The organism is Pantoea sp. JK (genome assembly GCF_026130245.1).
In the GTDB taxonomy this organism is placed as follows: Bacteria; Pseudomonadota; Gammaproteobacteria; order Enterobacterales; family Enterobacteriaceae; genus Pantoea; species Pantoea trifolii.
The window spans coordinates 560,151-574,747 of the sequence record NZ_JAINFN010000002.1 but is presented as its reverse complement, the minus strand read 5'-3'; the positions used below and the strand labels follow the sequence as shown (position 1 = coordinate 574,747).

General features: G+C 56.3%; 13 protein-coding genes. 3 read left to right on the top strand and 10 right to left on the bottom strand.

Features of this window, described 5'->3' with window-relative positions; translation table 11 throughout:
- The first annotated feature begins 230 nt into the window (after positions 1 to 230).
- Entirely contained in the window at positions 231 to 2,090 is a 1,860-nt protein-coding gene (locus tag PanJK_RS07160; RefSeq protein WP_265298431.1) for a hypothetical protein, read from the top strand.
- Positions 2,091 to 2,129: 39 nt separating this feature from the next.
- Here the strand turns inward: PanJK_RS07160 and PanJK_RS07155 are convergent, their stop codons facing one another.
- From PanJK_RS07155 to PanJK_RS07120, 8 genes are all read right to left on the bottom strand, one after another.
- Positions 2,130 to 3,518 carry an FAD-binding oxidoreductase gene (locus PanJK_RS07155; RefSeq protein WP_265298429.1) on the bottom strand — a complete coding sequence of 463 codons (1,389 nt, stop codon included), beginning with the start codon at positions 3,516 to 3,518 and terminating at the stop codon, positions 2,130 to 2,132.
- Positions 3,519 to 3,607: 89 nt separating this feature from the next.
- A complete protein-coding gene (locus tag PanJK_RS07150; protein ID WP_101761439.1) occupies positions 3,608 to 4,408 on the bottom strand; it encodes an ABC transporter permease in 801 nt (266 codons plus the stop codon).
- Positions 4,405 to 5,238, bottom strand: a complete 834-nt coding sequence (locus tag PanJK_RS07145) for an ABC transporter ATP-binding protein (RefSeq protein WP_265298424.1) — start codon at positions 5,236 to 5,238, stop codon at positions 4,405 to 4,407. The genes PanJK_RS07150 and PanJK_RS07145 overlap by 4 nt, the downstream gene beginning before the upstream one ends.
- Positions 5,235 to 6,206: an ABC transporter substrate-binding protein gene (locus PanJK_RS07140; protein ID WP_265298422.1), complete on the bottom strand. Its 972-nt coding sequence runs from the start codon at positions 6,204 to 6,206 to the stop codon at positions 5,235 to 5,237. Before PanJK_RS07140 ends, PanJK_RS07145 begins: the two co-directional genes overlap by 4 nt.
- A gap of 9 nt (positions 6,207 to 6,215) precedes the next feature.
- Positions 6,216 to 7,094: a creatininase family protein gene (locus tag PanJK_RS07135; protein WP_256698758.1), complete on the bottom strand. Its 879-nt coding sequence runs from the start codon at positions 7,092 to 7,094 to the stop codon at positions 6,216 to 6,218.
- A 14-nt stretch (positions 7,095 to 7,108) separates the two neighbouring features.
- Positions 7,109 to 7,564: a RidA family protein gene (locus PanJK_RS07130; RefSeq protein ID WP_256699141.1), complete on the bottom strand. Its 456-nt coding sequence runs from the start codon at positions 7,562 to 7,564 to the stop codon at positions 7,109 to 7,111.
- A complete protein-coding gene (locus tag PanJK_RS07125) occupies positions 7,554 to 8,753 on the bottom strand; it encodes an amidohydrolase family protein (RefSeq protein ID WP_256698757.1) in 1,200 nt (399 codons plus the stop codon). Before PanJK_RS07125 ends, PanJK_RS07130 begins: the two co-directional genes overlap by 11 nt.
- Positions 8,750 to 9,697, bottom strand: coding sequence for a PDR/VanB family oxidoreductase (locus tag PanJK_RS07120; RefSeq protein WP_265298419.1), 948 nt, complete (start codon positions 9,695 to 9,697; stop codon positions 8,750 to 8,752). The genes PanJK_RS07125 and PanJK_RS07120 overlap by 4 nt, the downstream gene beginning before the upstream one ends.
- Before the next feature lie 144 nt (positions 9,698 to 9,841).
- On the opposite strand from PanJK_RS07120, the gene PanJK_RS07115 reads away from it, so the two are divergent.
- Positions 9,842 to 10,762 (top strand): LysR family transcriptional regulator, encoded by a 921-nt coding sequence (locus PanJK_RS07115; RefSeq protein ID WP_265298417.1) that lies wholly within the window; start codon positions 9,842 to 9,844, stop codon positions 10,760 to 10,762.
- A gap of 534 nt (positions 10,763 to 11,296) precedes the next feature.
- Here the strand turns inward: PanJK_RS07115 and PanJK_RS07110 are convergent.
- Complete coding sequence (locus PanJK_RS07110; RefSeq protein ID WP_256699139.1) at positions 11,297 to 12,631, bottom strand: glycoside hydrolase family 10 protein; 1,335 nt, start codon at positions 12,629 to 12,631, stop codon at positions 11,297 to 11,299.
- A 186-nt stretch (positions 12,632 to 12,817) separates the two neighbouring features.
- Here PanJK_RS07110 and PanJK_RS07105 point away from each other — a divergent pair, with 186 nt between their 5' ends.
- The gene (locus PanJK_RS07105; protein WP_265298415.1) at positions 12,818 to 13,144 is read left to right on the top strand and encodes a hypothetical protein; all 327 of its coding nucleotides are present in this window, start codon (positions 12,818 to 12,820) and stop codon (positions 13,142 to 13,144) included.
- 32 nt (positions 13,145 to 13,176) lie between these two features.
- Here the strand turns inward: PanJK_RS07105 and gabP are convergent, their stop codons facing one another.
- Entirely contained in the window at positions 13,177 to 14,571 is a 1,395-nt protein-coding gene (gabP, locus tag PanJK_RS07100) for a GABA permease (protein ID WP_265298412.1), read from the bottom strand.
- Between the last annotated feature and the right edge of the window lie 26 nt (positions 14,572 to 14,597).

Below are 14,597 nucleotides of genomic sequence, written 5' to 3'. Positions count from 1 at the left end.
GCATTCCTCCTCGTATTTCGTGCCATACAAATAAAGAAAGTGTCTGCGATTAATCTGTAAATCGCCTTGCTGCCGCTACGCTTTTTGCCATTAATCATATTGTTGCCTGGCCATGCAAAAATCACATAAGTGAAATACCTCAATAAAAGTGGTACGCATCAACACATTAATTTTCAATTACTTATACTCGATGGTGCAGTTACTTTCTCTTAATAATTAAGGGGTACACCATGGCGAATGCGTCCAGCAGTTCGAATACCGCACCACAAAATGCCGTTACGGCGGCCGCACCTGTTATTCAGGTCAGCGATGTCGCGCAGCTCAAAGCGACTGAACCGACAACCGGCGGTGAACTCGCTACGGTACTGGAATATAAGCGTGGCACAAAAGCCGGGGGTGGCGTATTTGTTTATGACGCAACAGATACCTCATCGCCAGACGATGGTGGATTGGTTATTGTGACGGCGGGAAAGAAACGCTGGAAAAGGGTGATATTGGATTATAACTCGGTGACGGTGTTGGATTTTGGTGCCGTTCCGGACGGTAAGACCGACTGTATCGAGGCGGTAAAACGCATGTACACCTGGTCTCAGCGCGTATTGCCTTCAGCCGGGATCCGCTTTACGGCGGGCGTGTTTAGCATGTCGATGTTCGACATTTCTGATAAAGAGATCAACCGCTTCAAGGTCACAGGCGCGGCGGTTAATTTCGGCTATTTCCCCACCACTACATTAGTTTTTAACTGGGAAACAAAACCGCGTGGTCTGCACTTTTTTAAAGTACAAGCGCGCTATGCCGAGATCTCTGGCATTGTCGTCAAAGGCATGAGTTCTGATAGCGGTGGTGATGGCGGTACTGCGTTTAATAACGTCGGTTTTTACACGAATACCATTATCGGTGGTCAATTCTTACGCGTCAGCAGTATGGAGTTCCGCTATTTAGGTGGACGCGCGCTCGATCTCATCGATACGCTGGATTGCAAAATCGATCAGTTTTATTCGCGCGGCTGCCAGGACAGCATAGTGTATGCACGCTGGTCAGGTCGGGTAGAAGGCGCGTGGGATCACTCCACCGCGATTGAACTATCGAACTTCAATTTACAGGGGGGTACCAAAAAGCCGGTGCTTGATTTACCGCGCTGTACGCAATCCTTTATTCGCAATGGCTGGATTGAACACTCCGAATTTGCCGGTGACCTCACCAATGGCCAATGGGTGATTGAAGGTTTAGCGATTGAATCCACGACCAATCCGTTAAAGCTAGGTTATTGTCGCGCTACAATCATTCAAAAAAGTATTCATAACCAAAGTGCCGGTTTTGATTTTAGCACTGCAGGTATAGAGCCCTGGACACTTATTGGCGAGGGCGATCGTGGCGTGCTGGAATTCTCTGACTGGGGGATCATCGCGCAAGGTTCGCTGAATTACGACTATATAAGCTCTCAACACCACATGGACAATCGCACCGATAAAAACAAATGGTTTTATATTGGTGAATTCAACTTCTCCGATGCTACTTCTCAAATTCATGTCCGGATAGTGGGAACCGCCCAATATAATTCTCAAAGTCAAACACAAAAGGGTTACAGCGCCAGTACGCCAGAAGGAGCAACAAATATCTATCTCCAGGCGCGTGATGGTGCTAATACGATTGGCAGCTGGTATGGAGAAGGTTCCAGCCCGGTGGTTAAAGTGCATATTTCTGGCAATGGTGCCCGAACCAAGCTTTACGTAAAAATCGCGGCCTATACCGGCTTTGCCACGGCATTAGTGACGACTAATAGCAAAGATCGCTATAAAGCTGGACTTTGCTTTATCTTCCGAAAAAGCTTCACCGCGTGCAGCGCTGAGGAGAGCGCAACGCTGGATGCGGCACCGATCGTGGCGTTTGAACAACACTGGATTGGTAATAAAGATGTAGGCTTTGGCTATAACAACAACAAAGAGTTGTTATTACAGGGCACGTTAGTTTTAGGCAAACCAGAAGAGTACGAAGCAGGAAAATGGCGCACACGACGCTATTTAAAAGTGCGCGTTAACGGCGAAGAGTGGAGCATTCCATTAAATTCAGCCACAGAACCGTATATCTAAATAACAGCCAGCAACTGCAGTTGCTGGCTTTATTAACCATCAATTCACACCCGGAATATGCACCTCCGCCAACGTATCCCGCACTTCCCAGCCACGTAATTTGCCAGGATTTAATAAATTATACGGATCGCAGGCGCGTTTCATCGCCACTACATCGGCGCGTACCATGCCTTGTTTGCCATCTTCAACATGAATGACATGCGGATTATTTATTTTCACGCCGTTCGCGCGATAAATATCCATAATCGCGTTGAGTCGCTCTTCGTCCTGATAACGCACCAGCGGTAAGCCGCTACAAGTAATAGTACCGTTCATGTCGCGCAGGAATTCAATGTGCGACATCACTTCATCGGATAGTTGTGCCTCCAGCGCTAACGCCTGCTGCTGATAGTTATCCGGCGCATAGGCGGTTTGCAGATAGGTCAGTGTCTTGTCGATTTTCAGCGCCTGCAGCGTGGTGTGATTCCAGCAATATTCGATCAGCGAATGGCCGCTGTTTTCACCTTCGGCAAAATGCAGCGCGTTGCGGCCTGCATGTTGGGTGAGAAGTACAGGTAATAATCCAACGCTTTCGCTGCCCACCACTGAAATGACGCCATGCTTGCCGGTCACATCGGCATTGGCCAGATCGCTGAAGTAATCGAGCACTGGCGCGGCAAATACGGCAATCTGGCGTTTCACCATGCCCGGCGAACGCGCCAGCGCATCGGCATAGGCCATTGCCGTTGGGAAATCGTTAAAGATATCCAGACGCTCGATCCAGTCGTGACGCGGTGCCAGCGCCAGTTCGATCTCCAGCACAATGCCGTTGCTGCCATACGCGTGATGCAGCAGCAATGCATCAGGTGCCTGCAACGTGATAATGCGCGGCGTCTCTTCCATGGTCATCAGGCGCACCGACAACACATTGCCTGGCGCGGCCAGCGGACCGTAATTAATCGAACCTACGCCGCCAAATCCGCCGCCAAACAGGCCGCCGAGCGTCGCCAGTTTCCAGGTGGAGGGCATGCAGCGCAGCTCCCAGCCAAGTGGACGCGTATGCGCTTCCAGATCGCCGAGCCGAATACCCGCCTGCGCACGCACCGTGCCGTGGCCGACGGCGGTCACCGCGTTGAGGCGCGTCATATCGACCATCAATCCGCCGTGCAGCGGAATCAGCTGCCCGTAATTGCCGGTGCCGCCGCCGCGCAGATTGAGCGGCACGCGCTGTTTCGTGCAGGCCGCGACGATCAGCGCCAGCTCCTGCTCATCACGCGGACGCACCGCTAGCTCGGCAAACTTCTCTTCCAGCTGCGGTTTCAGTACCGGGCTGAACCAGTGGAAATCGCGCGACAGACGTTTGACCTTCGGCGCTTCTTTAATCCAGTCAAGTTCAGGCAACGCCGCGACCAGCGCCGCCAGTGCAGACTGGCGATCAGAATCAGACATGTTTATTTCCTGTGGTAAAAGAGGGTTCCGTAGGGTCGCCATTCATGGCGACCTGGTAAGAAGGTCGCCATGAATGGCGACCCTACACGTCAGCTGGGGCTTAATTCACTCTCATGCCACGCCGCCAGCACGCGGCGCGTCAGCCACGACATCAGCGCGAACAGCAGAAAACCGGCCAGTGAAATCAGCAGCAGCGCGGCGAACATCAGCGGGATATTGAGCTGATAACCGGCCTGCAAAATCTGGTATGCCAGCCCGGTATCGGTGCCGCCGGTGCCGGCGACAAACTCTGCCACCACTGCGCCAATCAGCGACAAGCCACTGGAGATGCGCAACGCGCCGAAGAAGTACGGCAGCGCCGAGGGAATACGCAGGCGCAGCAGAATCTGCATGCGCGATGCGTGATTGAGGCGGAAGTAGCTCAGCAATCCGGGCGACACGCTACGCAATCCTTGTGTGGTATTGGAAATGATTGGAAACACTGCCATCAAAGTGGCACACACCACCAGCGACAGCGTGGTGTCTTTCACCCAGATGATGATCAACGGCGCGATGGCGACAATTGGCGTCACCTGCAGGAACACGATGTAGGGAAAAAGGGCGGTTTCAATGAAGCGATTTTGCACCAGCAGAAACGCCACAATCGAGCCGATGACAATCGCTACCGCGAAGGAAATCACGGTGATTTTCAGCGTGTAGAGCAACGACATAAACAGCGTTGGGAAGTTCTGCACCAGACTTTGCGCCACCACTAGCGGCGACGGCACCAGAAACACCGGCACCTTGAAGGTGGTGACCAGAAACTGCCACAACAGCAGCATGGCGACCGCGACGATGGCGGGAAACAGCCACTGCTGAAATTGCCGATGGCTTGCTAACGGTTTCATCATTGACTCTCCTTGCTCGCCGCCAGCAGGCCGCGTTGCAGCTTTTGCGCATAATGCGTGAAATCCTGGCTGACGCGAAACTCATCGTCGCGCGGTAACGTGGTTTCAATGCGGATGTCATCTACCACGCGCCCGGGGCGCGCCGCCATCATAATCACCCGCTGCGACAGAAATACCGCTTCCTGAATTGAGTGGGTGACAAACACCACCGTCAGCTTCTGCTCCTGCCACAAATCCAGCAGATCGCTGTCCAGCTTGTTGCGGGTGATTTCATCCAGCGCGCCAAACGGCTCATCCATCAGCAGCACTTTCGGGCGCGTGACCAGGCCGCGCGCAATGGATACGCGCATCTGCATGCCGCCGGAAAGTTCGCGCGGCAGCACGTGACCAAACTGGCCGAGGCCGACCAGCTCGAGGATCTCGCGCACGCGAGTGTCCGCTTCGGCACGCGGTACGCCCGCCAAATCGAGCGGCAGACGCACGTTTTTGTGCACGTTGCTCCACGGCATTAGCGTCGCTTCCTGAAACACAAACGACAGCGGCAGATCGCGTTGATTTTCCCGCCGATCGCGGCGAAACAGCATCAACTTGCCATCGGTGGGCTCAATCAGTCCGGCGATCATTTTCAGCAAGGTGCTTTTGCCGCAGCCGGACGGGCCGAGCAGCGAGACAAATTCGCCCTGACGGATAGTGAGATCGACCGGCAGCAGTGCGCGCGTGCCATTGGGATAGATTTTTTCCGCTGATAGCACCTCAATCGCCGGTGGCGCCGCAGAACGCGGCACCGCTTGCGCATCGGGATGCAGCAGCGTCAGATGGCTGGCTGTATTCATGGCAGAACCTTGACGTCTTGAATGAATTTAAGCGTGTAGCTGCCGTCAAACGGCACTTTAGCGGGATCGATCAGCTTGGTATCGACCAGCAGCTGCCAGGTTTGCTTGAGGCGCGCTTCGGTCATGATGCCGATGCCGCCGGTTTGCGCATCGCCGCCGGTCAGCATCTGGTATTTCTTCATCTGCGCGATGCCGAAGGCGATCTGTTCATCGCTCATCTGCGGATTCTCTTTCTTGATCAGCACGTTGCCCGCACTCGGATCCTGCAAATAGTTTTTCCAGCCCTGCATCGATGCCTTCACAAACGCCGCCACCGCTGCCGGACGTTTCTTAATGGTCGATTTCATGCAAACGATGCTGTTGCCGTACGGCGGATAGCCCCAATCGCTGATCGGATAGACATTGGCCTGCGCATTGGCTTTCTGCACCGCAAACGGTTCGGAGGTGATGTAGCCTTGCTGCACCAGATTTTTATCGGCGAGGAATGGCTGAATGCTGAAAGTGTAAGGCCGCACGCGGGCATTTTTCAGGTTCAGCGCGCTCTGCGCCCACGGCCAATATGAGGTGTAAGCTTCTGCTGCCAGCAGGAAGGTTTTGCCCTGCAAATCGGCCTGATTTTTCACATCCGGATGAGTGAGAAAGGCAATCGCCGAGTGCTGGAAGGTAGTGGCAACCGGCATCGCTTCAACGCCTTGCTGCCAGATTTCCAGCGCCTGCATGTTATCGCTGATGATGCAGTCGGCTTGGCCGGCCGCCATCAGCTGCATGGTATGCACCTGCGGACCGCCCATCTTGATGGTGACGTCGAGGCCGGCATCGCGATAGAGATTCTGCGCCTGCGCCTGGTAGAAACCGCCATGTTCGGCCTGCGCATACCAGTTGGTCATAAAGGTGAATTTCTCCGCCGCCATGCTCGGGGCCGAGAGTGCCAGCGCAAGCGCGGCCACAGTGCTCAATGTTTTTTTCATCGTTATTCCCTAGCGAGGTGTTAAAAAGGCGGCTGCGTCGTTGTGATCTAATACTTTGCCTTGCCACTGGCCGGTGCCCCACGCCGGTTCGGCGCGCGTTACCCACGTCATCTGATGCACTTCGGTGATCACCTGCGCCCAGCTTTCTGCCAGCGAATCGAGGATCGCTGCGCCTTGCTCGGGCGTAGACGGCAAAGGATCGCCAATCACGCCGCTTGGACCGAAATCGTAGGATGCCCACGCTGCCATCGGTTTGTTGGTCGATAGCGTCGGGCAGGGGAATTCTGGCGGATAGTTGGCAACGGCTTTGTCCATTTGGACGGTATCGGGCGCGAGCGCCAGCATCAGCGCAGTTTCCGCATGTCCCGCGTGCATCGCCATCTGCCGCTCTTTGTCATCCATAAAGCTTTCAGCGCAGTTCGGCACTTTGAAAGTGTCTTGCATGATGATGATCATGTCGCCGTGGCGCAGACGCAGCTCGCGCGCCGCCATCTGCAACGGTTGCGGCTGGCCACCGTGGCCGTTAACCATCAGGAATTTGCGGAAACCAGCGCGATAAAGTGATTCGCCAATCTCCAGAATGGTGTGCAGCAAAGTTTCGCCGGTGAGCGTCAGCGTACCGGGAAAATGCAGGTGCTCATCCGATTTACCGTAGGTGATCGGCGGGATGGCGTAAGCGGGGATCGCTGCAGGTAAGCGCGCCAGCGCATGGCCGACCACGCCGGAGGAGATCACGCTATCCACCGCACACGGCAGATGCGGGCCGTGCTGCTCAATCGCGCCGGTCGGTAACACAATCACCGTGTTGGCTTTATTTTCCAGCGTGGCGATGTCGGTCCAGCTCAGGTACGGCAAAAAGCGGTTTGCCGGAATATAACCATGCAACATTTCAACTCCTCGTGTTATTGCGGCAACCACGCCGTGGCTTCAACTTCAATTAAGACGTCCGGACTAGGCAGCAATTCGCTGACCTGCACCACGGTGGAAACCGGCGGCGCATCGGGGAAAAATTGCTTACGCACCCGGCTGTAATGGGGAAAATGGTCGAGGTTGCGGAAGTACTGCACCAGTTTGAAGACATCGCTCATCTGACCGCCGGCGCTTTCGATGGTGGTGCGGATGCTCTCCAGCACGTACCAGCTCTGCGCCAGAATCGGCCCCTCTTTAATGTCGGTGGAGAACTCGCCGGTGCGGCCAAGCAGTTGTTGTGCCGCAGCGGGAATGTCGTCATAGCCGCGCACAATGGTGGCGGTTTGCGGGTTCACCGGAATAATGCCGGAGAGGAAAATGAAGTCGCCCGCGCGTCGCCACGCGGCATATTTCGCCAGCGGTTGTCCCGCTCCTGCATCAAGCGCCATCTGTTGTTTCTCCATAACGCACACCCATTTTCAGCCGATAGCGCTGACGTTGACGCAACGGCCAGCTCGCCACATCGGCATGCGGAAAAACCACTAAATCATTGGCCAGCAGCGCGCGGCGTTGGCAGATCAGCGCCGAGGCCCGATCAAATGGCGCGCCCAGTTGCAGGCTTAGCAAACCGCTAAACAGCGTATCGAGCGGGTCGTAACTGCCAAACGGGCAGAACGCGTCCTGCACGTTATCAGCGCCGAGCAGCAGCGGAATGCCAAGTGCCTGCGCCTCTTTCACCAGCGTTAACCCGCGCAGACGCGGCGTGCGGCCGGGCACCGCATCCTGCAGCAGCAGGTTGGTGAGCGGCAGCGCAATCAACGTCACATTGTGCTGCGCCAGCACGGCCAGAATCTGTTCCGCATCGTCCTGCTGCGACAGCGCACAGCTGTGGCTACAGGTGATGGCACCGCTAAACGGATGCTGCTGCAAATAGTGCGCCAGCCAGCGTAATCCCTGCGCCTCAACGTGAAGTTCTTCATCAATATGCAGATCGATATCCAGCTGCCACAGTTCGGCGGCCTGCATCAGATGCTGAAACGCCTGCGCATCCCAGTTGCTGCTGTGAATAAAACCGCCTAACAGCGCGCCGGGACCGCTGGTCGCGACCTGCGCAGCGATATGCTGCGCATCGCTGGCATCGGCGAAAAAGGTGAGTGGCGCGAGGGCCACGCGCTCGATGCTGCACAGCGGATGGTGCAAGTCGCCAATCACTTGCCACGCTAACGGTGCATCGATAGAGAACCAGTCGATGTGGGTGCGCAGCAAACCAACCCCGGCGTCCACCGCCCAGCGCAGCGCCTGGCTGGCGCGCTGCTGTAAATCCTCGGCGTTCCAGTGCGCGCGGTCCTGATGCATGGCGGCAATCGCTGCCAGCAAACCAGGCTGTTGCGCCGGGCTGCGCTGGATAGTGAAAGTTTTATCCAGATGCGCGTGCGGCTCGATAAACGCGGGTAGCACCAGCGCGCCGTTAAGCGGCAGATAATCAGCGGGTGCTGCTGCGCTGTCGGGTTCGAATTGCAGGCCTGCGGCGTGGAAATGTAAGGTCGCCAGCTGCGGTTGATTACTCGTTTCAGGCCAGTTTTCTGGCAGCAGCCAGCGGGGTAAACGTGCGCCGGTCGCACCCGCATAGCCGCTCATAGATCCAGTACCAGCAGCGGAGAATGGGCGCGCGAGCAGCACAATACGATGCAATTATTGGCGGCACGCTCTTGCTTACTCAGCACCTCATCGCGGTGATCCGGTTCGCCTGCCAGTACGCCGGTGATACAGGAACCACACATACCTTGCTCGCAGGAAAGCGGTAATTCGAGTCCTGCATTCTCAAGCACTCCAGCGATAGTTTGTTGCGCGCCCACGGCAAAGCGTGCGCCGGAGGAGGCGATCTCCACCTCGAACGCACCGCCCGCCGTCACCGTCGTTTTGGGTTGGAAGCGCTCGCTGTGCAACTGTGCTTCCGCCCAGCCGAATTGAAACGCGAGCTGCTGCAGATGATCCATAAAGCCTGCCGGACCGCAGAACACTAACGCCGCGTTCTCTGGCTGGGTGAGATCGTCGGGAACGCGCTGACGCAGGCTGTCGCCTTCGCTGCTGTAGTGAATGACGACGCGAGCGCCGAATTTGCTCAGGCGTTGGCTGAAAGCCAGCTCGTCAGCGCGCTTCAGGTAAAGGTGCAGGGTAAAATCCGCCTGACGCGCGGCCAGCGTTTCGGCCATCACCAACAGCGGCGTCAAACCGATACCGGCGGCAAACAGTAGCGTGCGCGGCGCCTGTGGCAGCGGGAAGTGGTTGCGCGGGGCGGAAATCTGTAATTCATCGCCGACTGTCAGCTCGTTGTGCAGCCAGCGCGATCCGCCAGTTGAACGCAGATCCAGACGCACGCAGATTTCATAATCATCGGCTGGCGCAGAGCAGAGTGAATACTGGCGTTTGCCGCCGTCGGGAATAAGTACATCAATATGCGCCCCCGGCGTGAAGGCGGGCAGCGGCTGCCTATTACGATTCGCCAACGTCAGTAACACATTGCCTGCACCGTTGAACTGCTTTGCGATGACGGTGACGGCGAGAGAATTGGATTTCATCATCTTTCTGCCTGAGCAGGGATGTCGTCGGCTGCGAGGCCGCGCAAACCCTTGTTTTTATCATGGCAGCGATTATTATTTTGCCCTTGTGTAAGCGTCCATCTGTTTAATTCGCATGATGCGTTGCAAAAAAGAGAGCACCCCCTTATGTTCGCCTTCTCCCGATTTCTGCTCTATTTCACTGAAGTGGCCCGCCAGGGTTCACTGCGCAAGGCTTCTGAGGTGCTGCATGTCTCGGCATCGTCGATTGATCGGCAGATCCTGCGCGTCGAAGAACAGCTGGATATGCCGCTGTTCGAGCGCCATCCATCAGGATTACGTATGACGGCAGCGGGTGAGATCCTGCTGAATGCGGCAAAAAACTGGCAGCGGGATTTTGGCCGCGTTTGTACGCAGCTGGATGATCTGCGCGGATTGCGCCACGGCCATGTGCATATCGCCACCATCGATGCGATTAATCGCGGTTTCTTTTCATCGATTTTGCAGCGCATTCGCAGCGACTATCCCGGCATCTCCTTCACGCTGACCACCATGAGCAATATCCATATCGCCAATGCGTTGACGTCGGGCGATGCTGATTTTGGCATCATGCTCAATCCGCAGAGTTCGCGCGAACTGCTGGTAAAGTCGTTCGCCGATTTACGTCTGGGTATTGTGGTAAGCAGCCAGCATCCGCTGGCCCATCTGGAGTCGATCCGCTTCAGCCACTGCGAATCCTGGCCGTTTATCGTGCCCGCCGCGCCGCTGATGCTGGCCGATCCGCTGGAGGCGCTGATCAACAGTTCAGGCATTAAGATCAACGAAGTGGCGCGCACCAATAACATTCATATGTTGCGTTCGCTGGTGCGCGATGACGTGGGAATTAGCCTGATGTGCTGGCTGGATATCGTCGATGAGTATCGGGGCGGCGAACTGAAGTTTATCCCGCTGATCGATACGGTGCTGAAGCCGTTTACTCTGTCGCTGTGTGTTGCGCCGCAGCGCCAGCTTTCGATCGCCGCTTCGATGATGCTGCGCGAGCTGGAGTCGTTTTTTGCGCTGATGCAGAGTGAGGAGCTGCTGGCGTAATCGGTCGCCATGAATGGCGTAATGCCGCTCAGTTAAGCACAGAGCGACTTTCGTTCGCCATGTGCTGAGGTAGTTGCAGCACCCTGGTGCGGCGACCGAGCAGAGAGCGCCTGGCCGCGCCCTCTGCACTCCCGGGCCTTGCGCCAGCCCAACCCGCCGCTTCGCGGTGCCTTCACTCATTCACGATTCCTGACGGGCCGGCGGCGATTCGCTCCTGCTCAACGCCACCTCTCGCCGCATCCATGCGGCTCGCCCTGGAATCCCTCATTCCCTCAGCGGTTTAGGATGTCGCCTCAACACCCGCGCTGCAGCAACTATGCATTTCACTGGCTCGCCATCGCTACAAATTCCGTAGGGTTGCCATTTATGGCGACCTGGCGCGGATTGCTAAGGTCCGCGCCTTCGGACCCTAGCCCGGCCGCCTGCTTTTGGCATTCTGAAACTGCCAGATGCTTAGCGGGCGGAATCCCTGCGATGTCAGCGCACTGCTTATCTGACATGCATTACGCCATAAATGGCGACCCTACGATAATGTTAATCGCCCCAACGGCTGCGTAAATAATTTACCGCATCCTGGGTTTGTGGCTGATTGAGGTAATTCTCGCGGAACAAAATGGTGCCGTTAATTTGCGGTACTGACTCGTTGAGATCGAGCTGCTTTTTCAACTCCGGCACGCCGCCATTCACCGTCCAGTCTGGTTCGCTTTTCGAGGCTTCGCCGATTTTATACAGCGCCACACCGATATAGAGCCGCGTATGCGTCGGTTTCACCACATCCGCCCACCAGTTAGCTAACACGTCGTAGCGTGCGGCCTGGCGCGCAAACGGCCAGTAAAGCTGCGGCGCGATGTAATCCAGCAGTCCCATTTGCACCCAGCGACGTGTATCGGCATAGGCTTCGTCGTAGGCGGCCGCGCCGCGCGTGTCGGAACCCGCCGCATCATGCGACAAATTGCGCCATACGCCCGCCGGGCTAACGCCAAATTCCACGTTCGGGTTCAACTGCTTGATGGTGCGTGACACCTGCTCAATTAACAGCAGCGTATTGTTGCGGCGCCAGTCGGCTTTTGAGGCAAAACCCTGACCATACTGGCGGAACGTGGCGTTGTCATTGAGAGCTGAACCGGGCGTTTCGGTGTAGAAATAGTCATCGAACTGCACGCCGTCGATTGGATAGTGCGACACCACTTCCGCAACGATGCTGGTGATCCAGTCACGCGCGGCGGGAATGCCGGGATCGAGTACAAAACGGTCGCTGGCGGTACGAATCCAGTCACGATGCAGCACAAATACGCTGGCCGGTTGCAGCGAAAGCGTATTATTCAGCGCGTTAACCGTGGACGGTTTGACGTTGGTTGAGACGCGATAAGGGTTGAACCACGCGTGCACCTTCATGCCGCGTTTGTGCGCCTCATCCAGCATGAACTTCAACGGATCGTAGCCGGGATCTTCGCCAATCTTGCCAGTGAGCATATCTGACCACGGCAAGATGCTGGAACGCCACAGCGCGGTGCCATCCGGCTTCACCTGGAAAAACACGGTATTGATGCCGAGGCTTTTCAGTTTATCCAGCTTGTCGGTCAACGCCTGTTGCTGCTGGTGGATGCGGTTGGCCGGGCTGGCATTGACTGAATTGATCGGCGGCCAGTCGAGGCGTGAAACGGTGGTTAGCCACACGCCGCGCACCGGCTCTTTGCTCAGCGCTGGTTTGGTGGGCATTGGCGGTTTGGTCACCGTCGGCAACGGCGTGACCAACGATTTTGGCGGCGGCGAGGAGCAACTGGCAAGAGAGAGGGCGACGGCAACGGCAATCAGCGCAGCGGATTTTTTGTAGGTATTAACCCAGGGAAAACGATGTGAACAGGCTATGGTAAACTCCCTTTTTTGCAACTTTCTGTTCGAAGAGCCTCATTCTCTTATCATGCGAACTAAAGTCAATATAATCGAGAAACTGCAGGTCGCCATGAATGGCGACCCTACAAAAGACATTCGCGTTCACGTAGGGTCGCCATTTATGGCGACAGCCACCAAACACCATTGAGGAACCCAAAACCTATGCAATACGAAGACCTTTATCGCCGTATCGGCCAGATCATCTTTAGCTGTGGCCCCGAAGGTGCGCGGGAATTGATCGTTCAGGCTGAACTGTTTGCGGACGATGATGGCGGGCAGTTTCAATTCGATTACATCGATGAAAACGGTGAACCGGATTGGTTTGAACCCGATGCGCGCGCGATTGGCGATCTCTCGGAGGCGCTGAAGGATTTTCAGCAGTACTTCGTGGATAACAACATGACCAACGGTTTGCCGGTGTGGCGCAAATGCGCGATTAACCTCAACGTGCTGGAAGAAGCCATCAGCATCGACGTGCAGTACGACTGAGTTCCGCGGCATCCTTGCCCGGAATCAATGCGTTACGAGCGTAACGCCACCATCTCCTCGTTTTTACGCGCCACGCGTTTGCGCTGCACAATGCGGCTGGCGGCAACCACACCCAGCGTTAACAGGCCGGTGGCGATAATCTCTGGACGGTGTTGTTGGTTAAACAGCATGGCAATCAACACGCCGACAATGAACACCATCGTCGCCCACGTCAGGCCAGGGAACAGCCACATGCGATAGCTGAGGATTTCGCCGCGCGCTTCGCGCTTTTTGCGCAGCACCAGATGAGACGCGGCGATCACCAGATACACCAGCAGCGCGATGGCACCGGAACTGGCCAGCAGGAACTCAAACACCGCGCTTGGCGCCAGATAGTTGGCGATCACCGCGAGGAAGGCGGCCGCCGTAGAAAGCAGTACCGCGACCCACGGCGTGCCGCTGCAGGTGGTGCGCGATGCGATGGCAGGCGCATCTTCACGGCGCGACAGCGAGTAGATCATGCGGGATGCGGTATACAGCGCGGAATTGAGGCAGCTACACACCGCAATCAACACCACCACATCAACAATCTGCTTCGCGTACGGCACGTTCATCATCTGCATCGCCGTCTGGTAAGAACCGGCTTTCATCAGCGACGGCGTATTCCACGGCACCAGCGCCACCACAATGAAAATCGACAGCAGATAGAACAGCGCAATACGCCAGATCACCGAGTTGGTCGCCTGGGTAATTTGCTTCTTCGGCTCGCGCGATTCAGCGGCGGCGATGGTGACGATCTCGGTGCCCATAAACGAGAACATGGTGGTCAGGATGGCGGCCAGCACCGCGCCAATGCCATTCGGCATAAAGCCTTGCGTGTCATACAGATGTGAAATCCCTTGCGTGCTGCTGCCCGGCATCAATCCGAACACCGCCAAACTACCCGCGCAGAGGAATGCCACAATCGCCACCACTTTCAGCAGGGCGAACCAGAATTCAAACTCGCCATAATTTTTCACGCTGAACAAGTTGCTGATGGTCAGAAATGAAGTGATCGCCAGCGTATATTCCCATACAGGAACCTGCGGAAACCATGAATGCAGGATGGTGCCAGCGGCGTTGGCTTCCAGCGGGATCACTAATACCCAGAACCACCAGTACAGCCAGCCGATGGTGAAGCCAGCCCAGCGGCCGAGCGATTTGTCGGCGTAAGTGGAGAAAGAGCCGGAATCCGGCGATGCCACCGCCATTTCCGCCAGCATGCGCATAATCAGCACCACCAACGCGCCCGCAGCGATGTAGGCCAGCAATACCGCCGGACCGGCTTCGGCGATCGCATGGCCTGAACCAACAAACAATCCGGCACCAATCACGCCACCAATCGATAACATCCGCACATGACGTGGCTTCAGGCCTTGCGCCAGTACATCGGCATTCTGTGAACTCATCAATATTTCTCCAAAGCGTCTCTCAG